At 67.6% G+C, this 13,267-nt stretch carries 14 protein-coding genes, 1 tRNA gene and 1 pseudogene; 15 read left to right on the plus strand and 1 reads right to left on the minus strand.

The window, feature by feature from the left end:
* Nucleotides 1–11: 11 nt before the first annotated feature.
* The 15 genes from rapZ (at nucleotide 12) to VH914_18090 (ending at nucleotide 12,481) form a co-directional block, all read left to right on the plus strand.
* The gene (gene rapZ, locus VH914_18020) at nucleotides 12–884 is read left to right on the plus strand and encodes an RNase adapter RapZ (protein HEX4493107.1); all 873 of its coding nucleotides are present in this window, start codon (nucleotides 12–14) and stop codon (nucleotides 882–884) included.
* Between the two features lie 4 nt (nucleotides 885–888).
* Nucleotides 889–1,854 (plus strand): gluconeogenesis factor YvcK family protein, encoded by a 966-nt coding sequence (locus VH914_18025; GenBank protein ID HEX4493108.1) that lies wholly within the window; start codon nucleotides 889–891, stop codon nucleotides 1,852–1,854.
* A gap of 60 nt (nucleotides 1,855–1,914) precedes the next feature.
* Entirely contained in the window at nucleotides 1,915–2,949 is a 1,035-nt protein-coding gene (gap, locus tag VH914_18030) for a type I glyceraldehyde-3-phosphate dehydrogenase (protein HEX4493109.1), read from the plus strand.
* A 7-nt stretch (nucleotides 2,950–2,956) separates the two neighbouring features.
* Nucleotides 2,957–4,132 carry a phosphoglycerate kinase gene (locus VH914_18035; GenBank protein HEX4493110.1) on the plus strand — a complete coding sequence of 392 codons (1,176 nt, stop codon included), beginning with the start codon at nucleotides 2,957–2,959 and terminating at the stop codon, nucleotides 4,130–4,132.
* Nucleotides 4,133–4,138: 6 nt separating this feature from the next.
* Nucleotides 4,139–4,936: a triose-phosphate isomerase gene (gene tpiA, locus VH914_18040; protein ID HEX4493111.1), complete on the plus strand. Its 798-nt coding sequence runs from the start codon at nucleotides 4,139–4,141 to the stop codon at nucleotides 4,934–4,936.
* A 162-nt stretch (nucleotides 4,937–5,098) separates the two neighbouring features.
* On the plus strand, nucleotides 5,099–5,329 hold the full coding sequence (gene secG / locus VH914_18045) for a preprotein translocase subunit SecG (protein ID HEX4493112.1): 231 nt from the start codon (nucleotides 5,099–5,101) through the stop codon (nucleotides 5,327–5,329).
* Nucleotides 5,330–5,445: 116 nt separating this feature from the next.
* On the plus strand, nucleotides 5,446–7,134 hold the full coding sequence (locus VH914_18050; GenBank protein ID HEX4493113.1) for an ABC transporter substrate-binding protein: 1,689 nt from the start codon (nucleotides 5,446–5,448) through the stop codon (nucleotides 7,132–7,134).
* 91 nt (nucleotides 7,135–7,225) lie between these two features.
* Nucleotides 7,226–8,200 (plus strand): ABC transporter permease, encoded by a 975-nt coding sequence (locus VH914_18055; protein ID HEX4493114.1) that lies wholly within the window; start codon nucleotides 7,226–7,228, stop codon nucleotides 8,198–8,200.
* Entirely contained in the window at nucleotides 8,197–9,150 is a 954-nt protein-coding gene (locus VH914_18060) for an ABC transporter permease (GenBank protein HEX4493115.1), read from the plus strand. Before VH914_18055 ends, VH914_18060 begins: the two co-directional genes overlap by 4 nt.
* A gap of 8 nt (nucleotides 9,151–9,158) precedes the next feature.
* Nucleotides 9,159–10,232, plus strand: a complete 1,074-nt coding sequence (locus tag VH914_18065; GenBank protein ID HEX4493116.1) for an ABC transporter ATP-binding protein — start codon at nucleotides 9,159–9,161, stop codon at nucleotides 10,230–10,232.
* 5 nt (nucleotides 10,233–10,237) lie between these two features.
* Nucleotides 10,238–11,284: a dipeptide ABC transporter ATP-binding protein gene (locus VH914_18070; GenBank protein ID HEX4493117.1), complete on the plus strand. Its 1,047-nt coding sequence runs from the start codon at nucleotides 10,238–10,240 to the stop codon at nucleotides 11,282–11,284.
* Nucleotides 11,281–11,625 (plus strand): TraR/DksA C4-type zinc finger protein, encoded by a 345-nt coding sequence (locus tag VH914_18075; GenBank protein ID HEX4493118.1) that lies wholly within the window; start codon nucleotides 11,281–11,283, stop codon nucleotides 11,623–11,625. The genes VH914_18070 and VH914_18075 overlap by 4 nt, the downstream gene beginning before the upstream one ends.
* 24 nt (nucleotides 11,626–11,649) lie before the next feature.
* Complete coding sequence (locus VH914_18080; protein ID HEX4493119.1) at nucleotides 11,650–12,108, plus strand: SRPBCC family protein; 459 nt, start codon at nucleotides 11,650–11,652, stop codon at nucleotides 12,106–12,108.
* A gap of 58 nt (nucleotides 12,109–12,166) precedes the next feature.
* Nucleotides 12,167–12,250: transfer RNA gene (locus VH914_18085), tRNA-Leu, on the plus strand.
* A gap of 84 nt (nucleotides 12,251–12,334) precedes the next feature.
* On the plus strand, nucleotides 12,335–12,481 hold the full coding sequence (locus tag VH914_18090; protein ID HEX4493120.1) for a hypothetical protein: 147 nt from the start codon (nucleotides 12,335–12,337) through the stop codon (nucleotides 12,479–12,481).
* A gap of 536 nt (nucleotides 12,482–13,017) precedes the next feature.
* On the opposite strand, the pseudogene VH914_18095 reads toward VH914_18090, so the two are convergent.
* A pseudogene (locus VH914_18095) lies at nucleotides 13,018–13,266 on the minus strand (epoxide hydrolase N-terminal domain-containing protein).
* Nucleotide 13,267 lies beyond the last annotated feature (1 nt).

Consider the following 13,267-nt stretch of genomic DNA (forward strand, 5'->3'; position numbering starts at 1 on the left):
ATGGGAACCTGATGGACAGCGTCTCCCCGCTCGACGTGACGATCATCACCGGCATGTCCGGTGCCGGTCGTTCGGAGGCCGCGCACGTCCTCGAGGACATCGGCTTCTTCGTCATCGACAACATGCCGCCCGCACTCATCTCGAAGGTCGCGGAGCTGGCGCGCGATCGCGACCGTCCGACGCGCTACGGGCTCGTCGTCGACGTGCGCTCCGGCGACTTCCTCGCCGAGCTGCTCGACGCGCGCGCCGAGCTCGTCGCGATGGGCGCGCGCGTGCGCATCCTCTTCCTCGACGCGTCCGACGAAGTGCTCGTGCGCCGCTACGAGGCGAGCCGCCGTCGCCATCCGCTCTCGGACTCCGACCGTGTGAGCGACGGCATCGCGCACGAGCGCGCGTTGCTCGAAGAGCTGCGCGGCGAGGCCGACATCCTCGTCGACACCACGAACGTGAACGTGCACGAGCTCGCGGAACGCCTGCGTCCCAGCTTCGCCGACGACCCGGAAGCGATCCGCCTGCAGACGAGCATCGTGTCGTTCGGCTACAAGCACGGGCTGCCGCTCGACGTCGACCTCGTGTTCGACTGCCGCTTCCTGCCGAACCCGCACTGGATCGAGTCGCTGCGCCCGCTGACGGGCCTCGACGAAGACGTCCGCGACTACGTGCTCGCGCAGCCCGCGACCGGTCGCTTCCTCGAGGAGCTCGACCGCCTGTTCGCGCTGTTGCTCCCCGCGTTCGAGCAGGAGCGCAAGTCGTACCTGTCGATCGGCGTCGGCTGCACCGGCGGCCGGCACCGCAGCGTCGTCCTCGCCGACCAGCTCGCGCGGCTCCTCGCGGCGCGTGGCTACCCGGCGAAGGTCCATCACCGCGACGTGGGACGCGGGTGACGTCATGGTGAGCCAGCCGATCGAGCCGCGGCCCGAGATCGTCATCGACGTGCAGCACGAGCTCGTCGAGCACGCCGGCCCACCGGCAGGCCCGTCGGTCGTCGCGCTCGGCGGCGGTCACGGGCTCGCGGTCGCGTTGCGCGCCGCGCGCCAGTACGCGGGTTCGATCACCGCGATCGTGAGCGTTGCCGACGACGGCGGTTCGTCCGGACGGTTGCGGCGCGACTTCGACGTCCCCGCGCCGGGCGATCTCCGCAAGTCGCTCGTCGCGCTCGCCGGCGACGGCAGCCCGTGGGCCGCGGTGCTCGAGCACCGCTTCCACTCCGGCGAGCTCGACGGTCACGCGCTCGGCAACCTGCTGCTCGTCGGTCTCATCGACGCGCTCGGCGACCTGCCCACCGCGCTCCAGGAGGCGGGGCGGCTGGTCGACGCGGTCGGCCGCGTGCTGCCCGCGACCGTCGACCCGGTCGTCATCAAGGCCGACGTCGACGGCGAGGTCATCTCGGGTCAGGTCGCGGTCTCCGAGGCCGGGGGGCGGGGCCGAATCCGCGGTCTCCACCTCGTGCCGCGCGACGTGTCCGCGTGCCCGGCCGCGGTCGACGCGATCGCGCACGCCGACCAGATCCTCGTCGGGCCCGGCTCGCTCTACACGAGCTTGCTCGCGGTGCTCGTGGTGCCCGAGATCCGCCTCGCGCTCGCGTTGGCGAAGGGCCGAATCGTGCAGGTGGCGAACCTCCGCACCGAGAGCCCCGAGACCGAGGGGCTCGACGGCACCGACCACGTGCTCGCCCTGCTCGAGCACCGGATCCGCATCGACACGTTCCTCTACGACCGCTCGGGACCCCTCGCGGTCAACGACGCGTATCTCTTCGAGCACGGTGTGATGCCGGTCGGTGCCGACCTCGCGCCCGAGGGCTCTCCGCAGCACGAGCCGTCACAACTGGCGGGTGCGCTCCGCGACCTGCTGTAGTCCTACGCTCGTTGCCGCCACAGTCGTGGTGTGCGCATGAGTCGTGGACCAGGAGGGCCGATGGCCGTCAAGGTGGGCATCAACGGATTCGGACGGATCGGTCGGTCCTTCTACCGGGCGATCCTCGCCCGAGGCGCCGACGCCGGCGTCGAGCTCGTCGCCGTGAACGACCCGTTCGGCGACGCCAACACCATGGCGTTCCTGCTGAAGCACGACTCGGTCGGGCGCACGCTGGCGAACGAGGTGAAGGTCACCGACGGCGGCTTCTCGGTGTCGGGGGTGCCCGACGTGAAGAAGCTCAACGAGAAGGACCCGGGTGCGATCCCCTGGGGCGACGAAGGGGTCGACGTCGTCATCGAGTCGACCGGGCTCTTCACCGCGCGCGACGCGGCCGCGGGTCACCTCGAGGGTGGCGCCAAGCGCGTGATCATCTCCGCGCCGAGCGGCGACGCCGACGCGATGATCTGCATGGGCGTGAACGACGGCGTCTTCGACTCCGCCAATCACCACGTCATCTCGAACGCGTCGTGCACCACGAACTGCCTCGCGCCGATGGTGCGCGTGCTGCACGAGAAGTTCACGATCGAACAGGGCCTCATCAACACGGTCCACTCGTACACGAGCGACCAGCAGCTGGTCGATCAGGCGACCGCGACGCGCTCGGGCAAGCCCGATCTTCGTCGCATGCGCGCCGCCGCGCTGTCGATCATCCCGAACACCACGGGCGCGGCGCGCGCGATCGGTCAGGTCGTGCCGGAGCTGAAGGGCAAGCTCGACGGCATGTCGCTGCGGGTGCCCACGCCGACGGGTTCGATCACCGACCTCGTCGCGACGCTCGGGACCGACGTCGACGTCGAAGCGGTGAACGCCGCGTTCGCGGAAGCGTCGAACGACCGGTCGTACCGCGGCGTGCTCGAGTACAGCGACGAGCCGCTCGTGTCCGCCGACATCGTGCAGAACCCGTCGTCGTGCATCTTCTCGTCCGTCGACACGATGGTCATGGGCGGTCGGATGGTGAAGGTGCTCGGCTGGTACGACAACGAGTGGGGCTACTCGAACCGCCTCGTCGACCTCGTGAAGTTCGTCGGCGCCTGATCCGATCTTGATCCCCCAACTCGAAGACCTTCCGTCGGTCGCAGGCCGGCGTGTGCTCTTGCGCGCCGACTTCAACGTCCCGCTCGCGAACGGTCAGATCGACGACGAGCTCCGCATCGTCGCCGCGCTCCCGACGATCGAGTGGCTGCTCGAGCAGGGCGCCGCGGTGGTCGCGTGCTCACACCTCGGCCGGCCCAAGGGCGGCTTCGACCCGACGCTCTCGCTCGCGCCGGTCGCACAGCGGCTGCACGAGAAGCTGAACCGCACGGTGACGCTCGCGTCGGGCGTCGTCGGCGACGCCGTGAACGCGGAAGCGAACGCGTTGCAGCCGGGCGAGATCCTGCTGCTCGAGAACCTGCGGTTCGAGGCGGGGGAGACGAAGAACGATCCGGACTTCGCGTCCGCGCTCTCGGCACTGGGGGAGCGCTACGTCGACGACGCGTTCGGTGCCGCGCACCGCGCGCACGCGTCGATCGTCGGTCCGCCCGAGCGCATGCCGAGCGCGGCGGGGCGGTTGCTCGCGCGCGAGGTCGAGGTGCTCGGCGGTCTGTTGCACGAGCCGAAGCGGCCGTTCGTGACGATCCTCGGCGGCGTGAAGGTCAGCGACAAGATCGGCTTCATCGACGTGCTGCTCGAGAAGTGCGACACGTTGCTCATCGGCGGCGCGATGGCGTTCACGTTCCTCGTCGCGCAGGGCTACGAAGTCGGCGACTCGCTCGTGGAGACCGAGATGGTCGAGCACTGCAAGAAATTGCTCGAGACCGGGCGCGTGATCGTGCCGACGGATGTCGTCGTCGCTCAGGAGATGACGCCCGACGCGCAGGCGCGCCACGTGAGCGCGACCCGCATCCCGCCCGGGTGGAAGGGACTCGACATCGGCCCGGAGACCGCGGGGAACTTCGCCGACGTCGTCGACGGCGCGGCGACGGTGCTGTGGAACGGGCCGATGGGCGTGTTCGAGATGGCACCGTTCGCGGCGGGCACGCGCACGGTCGCGGAAGCGGTCGCGGAGTGCAGCGGCTTCACCGTCATCGGTGGCGGCGACAGCGCGTCGGCCGTCCTCCACTTCGGTGTCGCCGATCGCATCGATCATGTGAGCACGGGTGGTGGCGCGAGCCTCGAGTTCATCGAAGCCGGCGACCTTCCCGGTCTGCGCGCGTTGCGCGAAGGCGTGAGAGGCTGACCCTCGATGAGCAGCAACAGCACACCGCACACGCGCAAGCCGATGATGGCCGGTAACTGGAAGATGCATCACACGCACCTCGAGGCGATCCAGGTGGTGCAGAAGCTGTCGTACCGCTTGGAGCAATCCGACTACGTCGCGTGCGACGTCGTCGTGTGCCCCGCGTTCACCGCGTTGCGTTCCGTGCAGACGACGATCGACAGCGATCACATTCCGATCGCGCTCGGCGCGCAGGATTGCTACTGGGAGACGCAGGGCGCGTTCACGGGTGAGGTGAGCGCACCGATGCTCGCGAAGCTCAACGTGAGCTATGTCATCGTCGGTCATTCCGAGCGGCGGCAGATCTTCGGCGAGACCGACGAGATGGTCGCGAAGAAGCTGCACGCGACCCTCGCGTCGGGAATGCTGCCGATCCTCTGCGTCGGCGAGACGCTCGAGGAGCGCGAGGCCGGCGGGACCGACGCCAAGGTGCAGGGTCAGGTCGAGGCGGCGCTTCGCGAGGTCGGCTCCGACGCGATCGGCGACCTCGTGATCGCGTACGAGCCGATCTGGGCGATCGGCACCGGCCACAACGCCACGCCGCAGGACGCGAGCTCGACCATCGGGACGATCCGGGCGACGGTCGCGGCCCTGGCCGGCGAGCCGGCGTCGCAGTCGACCCGGATCCTCTACGGGGGAAGCGTCAAGCCCGGCAACATCGCCGCGCTCATGGCGGAGTCCGAGGTCGACGGTGCGCTGATCGGCGGCGCCTCCCTGGACCCCGACGAGTTCGCCCGCGTCGTCCGGTTCGCACACGCCTCCTAGGCCGGGCCTCCGGAGCATCTGTTCCGATTCTGACCGGCGCAGGAAGAATTCTTCCGAGCGAAAGCGCAGGGTGACGCCCGCTTCGCCAGAAGCAGGGATATGATCCGCGCACTTGGTCCCTCATGAGGGCCGGGTGCCAGCCGGAGGAAGGATCTCGGTCGCGTGATCAACGCGGTGCTCATCGTCATCCATCTCATCGTGTCCCTCACTCTCGTGGTCTTCGTGCTCCTGCACGCCGGCCGCGGTGGCGGACTCTCTGACATGTTTGGCGGTTCCGCGGGGGGAGCGATGGCCGGCGCCACCGTGGTCGAGAAGAACCTCGACCGATTGACGGTCATGGCGTCCATCGTCTTCGCCTTCACGACCATCCTGCTCTCGATCCGACTTACGTGAGGGATTGTTTTGGCCGATAGGCCTTGAGTGCACCGATCGTCCCTGCCCGGACGATCTTCCTGGGGGAAAACATTTTGGAGACGGGGAGGTCTCGATTGAACAGCAACTGGCGCCACATGCGCCTCGTAGCTGTCGTCGCCACGGTCGCCATCGTTCTGGCCGCGTGCGGAAGCAGCAAGAGCAACGGCTCAGGCAATAGCGGCGGCGCGACGACGACGAAGGCGCCGAAGATCGTCGACGGAGGCACGCTCACCGTCGGCGCCGAGCAGGAGCCGGACTGCTTCGACTGGATCGACGCCTGTGGCGGATCCAGCTGGGGCAGCTGGATGGGTCAGTACCAGACCGTTCCCCGTGCGTTCGACCCGATCCCGCAGGGCGGCGGCGTGCTCAAGAACGAGCCCGGCGTGCTGCTGACCGGGATGCCGACCTTCTCGGCGACGCCCGTCGAGACGATCACGTATCACATCAACCCGAAGGCCGTCTGGTCCGACGGGGTGCCGATCACGTGTGACGACTTCAAGTACACGGCCGACCAGATCGCGAACGGTGCGAACATCTACGACCGCACCGGTTACACCGACATCGCGAAGGTCGACTGCACCGACGAGTCGTCGCCGGTCGTCACCTACAAGCCCGGCACCGCATTCTCGGGTTGGCAGGCGCTGTTCGCCGGTGGAACCGGCGTGTTGCCGAGCCACATTCTGCAGGGCAAGGACCGCGACGCCCTCATGAAGAACGGCTACGACTGGTCCGGTGGTCCGTGGATCGCCAAGTGGACCAAGGGCGACAACATCACCCTGACGCCGAACACGAAGTACTGGGGTGACCAGCCGCACCTGGCCAAGGTCGTCTTCAAGTTCGAAGCCGACACCGCGGCCGAGTTCCAGGCGTTCAAGTCGAACCAGGTCCAGGCCATCTACCCGCAGCCGCAGATCGACGTCGTCGACGCGATCGGTTCCGGTATCGCGAACGCGAACACCGCGACGAACGCCAACACGGCGTACGTCGAGGCGCTGTGGTTGAACAACGGCAAGGCTCCGTTCGACGACGAGAAGGTGCGTGAGGCGCTCGGCTACGCGATCGACCGCGACGCGGTCGTGAAGCAGCTGTTCGGCAAGCTCGGCGTCGACCATGCCGTGAACTCGATCAACCCGTTCGCGATCGAGGACTACTCGGACCAGGACGCGTTCGCCGGATACCACCTCGATCTGTCGAAGGTCAACGACCTCATGACGGGCGACGGTTGGGCGAAGCAGGGCGGCATCTGGACGAAGAACGGCCAGAAGGCCGAGTTCACGCTGAGCACCACGTCCGGCAACAAGCGTCGGCAGCTCACGGCCCAGGTCGTGCAGTCCGAGTTGCAGACTGCCGGATTCACCATGCACATCAACCTGCGCGACGCCGGCGACCTGTTCGGTGAGGACCTGCCGAAGGGCAACTACCAGGCATCCCTCTACGCGAGTGGTCTGACGGCGTTGACTCCGGGCCTGTGCTCACAGTTCTGCAGCAAGAACATCCCGGGTCCGGCGAACCAGAACTCGGGTCAGAACTGGACGCGTACGAACGTGAAGGAGCTCGACACTCAGCTCGAGATCGTCGACACGAACCCGGACGCGGCGGCCGAGAAGGCGGCAGGCAAGAAGGGCGACGAGATCATGGCGACGAACGCCGTGACCTTCCCGCTCGACCCGCTGCCCGACATCCTCATCTGGAGCAAGAAGGTTGTCGGTCCGGTCCAGGACAACTCCATCCTCGGGATGTTCTGGAACATCAACGAGTGGGGCTGCGCCGGCGGCGTCTGCTGACGTAGCTGCGATGAGTGTGACGGTGGGCCCGGTCGCCACGGTGGCCGGGCCCACCTCTCATCGGACTCGCGGGGCGGGCTGGGGGTAGGCCATGCTCACCTACATCGTTCGTCGGATCGTCTATTCGATCCCCGTTCTCATCGTCGCATCCTTCCTGACGTTCTGGGGCCTGCGGATCGCGTTCGACCCGCTCGCGAAGTACCGGAACACCAAGGGCGCGGTGCGAACTCTGGCGGAGCAGCGGAAGCGGCTCGGTCTGAACCATCCGCTCTTCATCCAGTGGTGGAACTGGTTCGCCAAGGCGATCCGCGGCAATCTCGGCGTCAGCGACCGGACGAACAACCCGGTGATGGGCGAGATCATCCACCGCCTCGGCACGACGATCCATCTCATCATCTGGAGCACGATCCTCTCGGCCGTGCTCGCGATCGGTGTCGGCGTCTACTCCGCGGTCAAGCAGTACTCGATCGGCGACTACGTGTTCACCGGGGTCTCGTACATCGGTCTCGCGATGCCGCCGTTCTGGTTCGGCCTGATGGCGATCCTGATCTTCACGACGTTCCCGGTGACGCACTGGCACCTGAAGTCGCCGATCTTCTATTCGATCGGGTTGCACTCCACCGGCGAGTCGGGGATCTTCAATCTCGACTACTACCGACATCTGGCGTTACCGGTGCTCACGCTGACGGTGCAGAGCATCGCGTCGTGGAGCCGGTTCGAACGCGCGTCGATGCTCGACGTGCTGTCGGCCGACTACGTCCGCACCGCGCGCGCGAAGGGTGTGCCGCGGCGGAAGGTGATCTTCAAGCACGCCTTCCGCAACGCGCTGATCCCGTTGCTCACAGTGATGGCACTCGACACCGCGTTCCTCTTCGGCGGCCTCATCATCACCGAGCAGATCTTCGCGATCTCGGGTATGGGCCGCTACTTCCTGGAGTCGCTCACCGCGGGTGACGCGCCCGCCCTCACGGGTTGGGTCGTCATCACCGCGCTGTTCGTCATCACCTTCAACCTGCTCGCCGACATCATGTACAGCGTGCTCGATCCCCGGATCCGGCTGTCGTGACGACCGTCGGGCCGGCGATGCCGCAACCGTCACCCTTTCCGACGCTCACACCGAGCGACGCGGAGCTCGACCTCGCGGTCGGCGCCGAGGCGGTGCCGCGCACGCAGTGGCAACTGTTCTGGCGCCGCTTCTTCCGGCACAAGCTCGCGCTCGGATCACTCATCCTGCTCGGCGGGTTGTGCTTCTGCTGCTTCGGCGCGCGGTGGGTTGCGCCGTACTCCATCAAGACGATCGACATCTCGCTCATCGGCGAGGCCCACGGCCCGTCGTGGAAGCACTGGATGGGGACCGACGAGCTCGGGCACGACCAGCTCAGCGTGCTGCTGTATGCGGGTCAGATCTCGTTGCGCATCGGGCTCGCGGTGGCGGTGTTCTCGACCGTGCTCGGCGTGCTCGTCGGTGCGGCGGCGGGCTACTTCGGCAGCGTGATCGACCGTTGCCTGAGTGCCGTCACCGACCTCTTCCTCGTCGTGCCGCAGCTCGCGTTGCTCGCGGTCGCGCTCTCGTACTTCGGTCGCAGCCCGACGACGATCATCATGGTGCTCGCGTTGCTCGGCTGGACCTACATCGCGCGTGTCGTACGCGGCCAGGTGCTCGCGCTCAAGGAGAAAGAGTTCGTCGAGGCCGCGCGCGCGTCGGGTGCGTCGAGCTGGCGCATCATCATCCGCCACATCCTGCCGAACCTCGTCGGGGCGATCATGGTGAACCTCACGCTGAGCGTGGCGGTCGCGATCGTCGCCGAGTCGACGCTGTCGTTCCTCGGCTTCGGGATCAATCCACCGGCGAACTCGTGGGGGCTCATGCTGTCGAACAACGAGACGGCGGTGAACGACTTCTCGAAGATGCACCTGCTGCTGTTCCCGGGTCTGTTCCTGCTCGTGACCGTCATCTGCGTCAACTTTCTCGGCGACGGGTTGCGCGACGCGTTCGACCCGCAGGCGAAGCACTGACCGCCGACATGGACGCCACGCCGGATCTCATCCCGATCGACCTCTTGGCCGACGACGCAGCCGCGGCGCCGTCGCCGCGTGGCGGCGCGATCGAGCCCGTGCTGTCGATCAAGGACCTGACGGTCGACTTCCCGACCGACGACGGTGTCGTGCACGCGGTCAATCACGTGACGTTCGACCTGTACCCGAACGAGACGCTCGGCATCGTGGGTGAGTCCGGGTCCGGGAAGAGCGTGACGTCGATGGCGGTGCTCGGACTGCTCCCGCACACCGCGCACATCAGCGGCAGCGTGCGGTTCCGCGGTGAAGAGCTGATCGGGAAGTCGGAGAAGGGGCTGCAACCGATCCGCGGCCAGAAGATCGCGATGATCTTCCAGGACGCGCTCGCCGCGCTGAACCCGGTGTTCACGGTCGGTGCGCAGATCGCGGAGGCGATCACGGTGCACCACGACGTGCACAAGGCGGAGCTGCGCGCGCGCGTCATGGAGTTGCTCGACCTCGTCGGCATCCCGAACCCGTCGCAGCGCATCGATCAGTTCCCGCACGAGTTTTCGGGCGGTATGCGGCAACGGGCGATGATCGCGATGTCGATCGCGAACGAGCCCGACGTGCTCATCGCCGACGAGCCGACGACCGCGCTCGACGTGACGATCCAGGCGCAGGTGCTCGACGTGCTCGAGCGCATCAAGGATCGCACGAACTCGAGCATCATCCTCATCACGCACGACCTCGGCGTCGTCGCCGGCACCGTCGACCGCGTGATGGTGATGTACGCGGGACGGCAGGTCGAGATGGCGAACGTCGACGAGACGTTCTACCGGCCGCGCCATCCGTACACGCAGGGACTGCTCGCATCGCTGCCGCGTCTCGACCGGCGCGCCGGCAACGAACGGCTGCACCGCATCCAAGGGCAGCCGCCGTCGCTGATCTTCCTGCCGCCGGGTTGTTCGTTCAACCCGCGCTGCCCGTTCGCGCGCGCGGGTGTGTGCGACTCGGTCGTGCCGCCGCTCGAATCGGTGGGACCGGACCATGTCGCGGCTTGTCTGCGCGTCGACGAGATCCCCGCGGAGCTGCCGTCGTGACCGCCATCGAAGAGCTCGCCGCCGAGCCCGCGCCGCGTGGCGCGGTCGTCGTCGAGGCCGAGCACCTCGTCAAGAACTTCCCGATCCGCGCCGGCTTCTTCCGGCACACGATCGGCATGGTGCAGGCGGTCTCCGACGTGAGCTTCTCGGTGCGCGCCGGTGAGACGCTCGGCGTGGTGGGGGAGTCGGGTTGCGGCAAGTCGACGACGGGTCGGCTGCTGCTGCGGCTCATCCCTGCGTCGTCGGGCTCGGTGAAATACCGCGGTCGCGAAGTGCTCACGATGAAGGCGCACGAGCTCCGAACGTTGCGCGGCAAGATTCAGTTCGTCTTCCAGGATCCGTACGCGTCGCTGAACCCGCGCATGACGGTGCACTCCATCGTCAGCGAGCCGATGCGCATCCACGGCACCTTCAAGCAGGGTGGAAGCGCGCGGGTCAAGGAGCTCATGCGCCTGGTCGGGCTCAACCCCGAGCACTCCAATCGCTTCCCGCACGAGTTCTCCGGCGGCCAGCGTCAGCGCATCGGCATTGCGCGCGCGTTGGCGTTGAACCCTGACCTGCTCGTGTTGGACGAGCCGGTCTCGGCGCTCGACGTGTCGATCCAGGCCGGCGTCGTCAACCTGCTCGAGGAGCTGCAGGAGGAGCTCGGGCTCGCGTACATGTTCATCGCGCACGATCTTTCGGTCGTGCGGCACACCGCCGACCAGGTCGCGGTGATGTATCTCGGCAAGATCGTCGAGATCGGCGACGCGAACGACATCTACGAGAAGCCCGGGCACCCGTACACGGTCGCGCTGTTGTCGGCGGTGCCGGTTCCCGATCCGGTGAAGGAGCGCGCGCGCAAGCAGACCCGGATCGTGCTCGCCGGTGATGTTCCGTCGCCCGCGAACCCGCCGAGCGGTTGCCGCTTCCGGACGCGTTGTTGGAAGGCGCAGGACATCTGCGCATCGGAGGAGCCCGCGCTGATCGATCGCGGTGGGGGTCACCCGGTTGCGTGTCACTTCCCGGAGTCGAAGGTCGACGTCGTCATGACCGAGACCACCCCGGCTTGAGCTCGGCTTCGTCCGACATCGCTTCACTGCTCGAGGCCAAGGCCGCCGAAGTCGACGCCGAGATCGCTGCGTTGACCGTTCCTCTGGAATCGGGTGGCGCGATCCAGTTCGGGAAGCGCGCGGGCGACTCGACCGCAGTCGCCGCGGAACAACTCTCTCGAGTGTCGGCGCACGAGCAGTTGCTCGTGTTGGCTTCGGAGATCGCCCGGGCGCGCGAGAAGGTCGCGGCGGGTTCGTACGGGATCTGCGACGTGTGCGGCGCGCCGGTCGGCGACGAGCGGTTGGAGGCGTTGCCGTGGGCGGTGCGCTGCGTCCGCTGCGCGTCGTCGAAGCGGCGCTGATCACGGGGCGGTACGTTGCGGCGCATGGCCGAGCTGAAGGTGAGCCGAGAGATCGCGGCGCCGGCGGACGACGTGTACGCGATGGTCGCCGACGTGACGCGCATGGGCGAGTGGTCGCCGGAGAACGAGGGCGGCTCGTGGTTGGATGGCGCGTCGAGCGCGGCTCCGGGTGCGCGTTTCCGGGCCGCGAACCGCGCCGGCAGCAAATCGTGGAAGACGGTCGCGAAGGTCGTCGACGCGGAGCCGGGACGGCGCTTCGCGTTCTGCGTCACGTTCGGCGGGCTGAAGGTCGCGGTGTGGAGCTACGACCTCGAGCCGACGGCGAATGGCTGTCTTGTGACCGAGGCGTGGACCGACCTGCGACCCGGCTGGTTCAAGCCGATCTCCAAGCTCGGCACAGGCGTCAGTGATCGCGAGACGCACAATCGCGCGGGGATGGAACAGACGCTGGCGCGCTTGGCCGCGGCGGCCGAGTCGAGCTGACGTCGGCGGGACCGAAGCCCTGAGAACGCACCGCTCTTCGCTATGCTCGTTCGTCCACGTCGGAGTGGCGGAACAGGCAGACGCGCTAGGTTGAGGGCCTAGTCCCCGCAAGGGGGTGGGGGTTCAAGTCCCCCCTCCGACACGACCAATCTTCACCGCGCCGTCCGAGCCCTACCTCCGCCAGCGTCACGTTCAACTTCGGTGCACCTCGTACGGTCACTTCGAGATGATCGTGGTGCATTTCGATGCCTTCGACGAGCTCGTCGACCAGGACTCGACGCTCGGTCTCCGTCGCGGCGTCCCAGATGGCCTCAACATCGAGGTCGGCCAGGTAGGCGGCGATCTCTTCGAAACGGTCGACAACCTCAGCTGATCGCGCGTCCGCTGTGGCTGCTTCCTGCTCCTCGGAGCGGAGCGCGTCGATCTGGCCGGTGAGGCGGCGCTGATCCTCGTCGAACAGCTCCTCGCTGATCCGACCGTCGTAGAGCAGCCGCAGCAGGTTGCGCCGTTCGTCCAGCAGCGCTGCGAGTCGCGTCGCTGAGGATGGCGCCGCCGGTCGCCGCCCCTGGCGGGGCGTCTCTCCGGCAGCCGCCAACTCCTCGCGGCTCGCGTCCCGTAAGCGCTCGTCGCTGCCGATCAGTTGCAGGCCAAGGAGCGTTGCCTTCATCAGTCCAGTCGCCGCACGACGGGGGAGTGGGCAGCCCTGACCTCGATGCCGACACCGGTAGTGAATTCGGCCCGATCCATTGTCATCGACCGTCATGAGTCGTCGGCACAGTGCACACCGGACGCGCCCCGACAAGACGTCTCGTCCTCGCCGCCGACCATGGACTCGTCCTTGATGCGCCGCTGCGAACTCGTCCGCGCTCACGATCGGTTCGTGCTGGCCCGCGAACCACTCACCGTTCAGCCGTGCGTCATGACCAACGGCAACGCGTTCTCGTGCTTCGACACCACGTGGATGCAGTGGATGTCGAGCCGGTCGATCGTCGTCGTGAACTGCGGCCGCGCGTTCAGGCGCGTCTCGCAGCGGCGCCAGTCGTATTCCGACGTCCAGTAGCGCGCGAGCTCGCGGATCGCCGCGAGTTGCACGCCCTGCGAACGGTCGGCGACGAGCTCGCGGGTCGGCCAGCGCGTTGCCTCGACGCGGCGGCGCAGC

The sequence above is a fragment of the Acidimicrobiia bacterium genome, from assembly GCA_036271555.1.
In the GTDB taxonomy this organism is placed as follows: domain Bacteria; phylum Actinomycetota; class Acidimicrobiia; order IMCC26256; family PALSA-610; genus DATBAK01.

Coding starts and splice junctions, on each gene's coding strand:
- rapZ (HEX4493107.1), top strand. CDS start 12: ATGGACAGCGTCTCCCCGCTCGACGTGACGATCATCACCGGCATGTCC.
- VH914_18025 (HEX4493108.1), top strand. CDS start 889: ATGGTGAGCCAGCCGATCGAGCCGCGGCCCGAGATCGTCATCGACGTG.
- gap (HEX4493109.1), top strand. CDS start 1,915: ATGGCCGTCAAGGTGGGCATCAACGGATTCGGACGGATCGGTCGGTCC.
- tpiA (HEX4493111.1), top strand. CDS start 4,139: ATGAGCAGCAACAGCACACCGCACACGCGCAAGCCGATGATGGCCGGT.
- VH914_18050 (HEX4493113.1), top strand. CDS start 5,446: ATGCGCCTCGTAGCTGTCGTCGCCACGGTCGCCATCGTTCTGGCCGCG.
- VH914_18055 (HEX4493114.1), top strand. CDS start 7,226: ATGCTCACCTACATCGTTCGTCGGATCGTCTATTCGATCCCCGTTCTC.
- VH914_18065 (HEX4493116.1), top strand. CDS start 9,159: ATGGACGCCACGCCGGATCTCATCCCGATCGACCTCTTGGCCGACGAC.
- VH914_18080 (HEX4493119.1), top strand. CDS start 11,650: ATGGCCGAGCTGAAGGTGAGCCGAGAGATCGCGGCGCCGGCGGACGAC.
- VH914_18090 (HEX4493120.1), top strand. CDS start 12,335: ATGATCGTGGTGCATTTCGATGCCTTCGACGAGCTCGTCGACCAGGAC.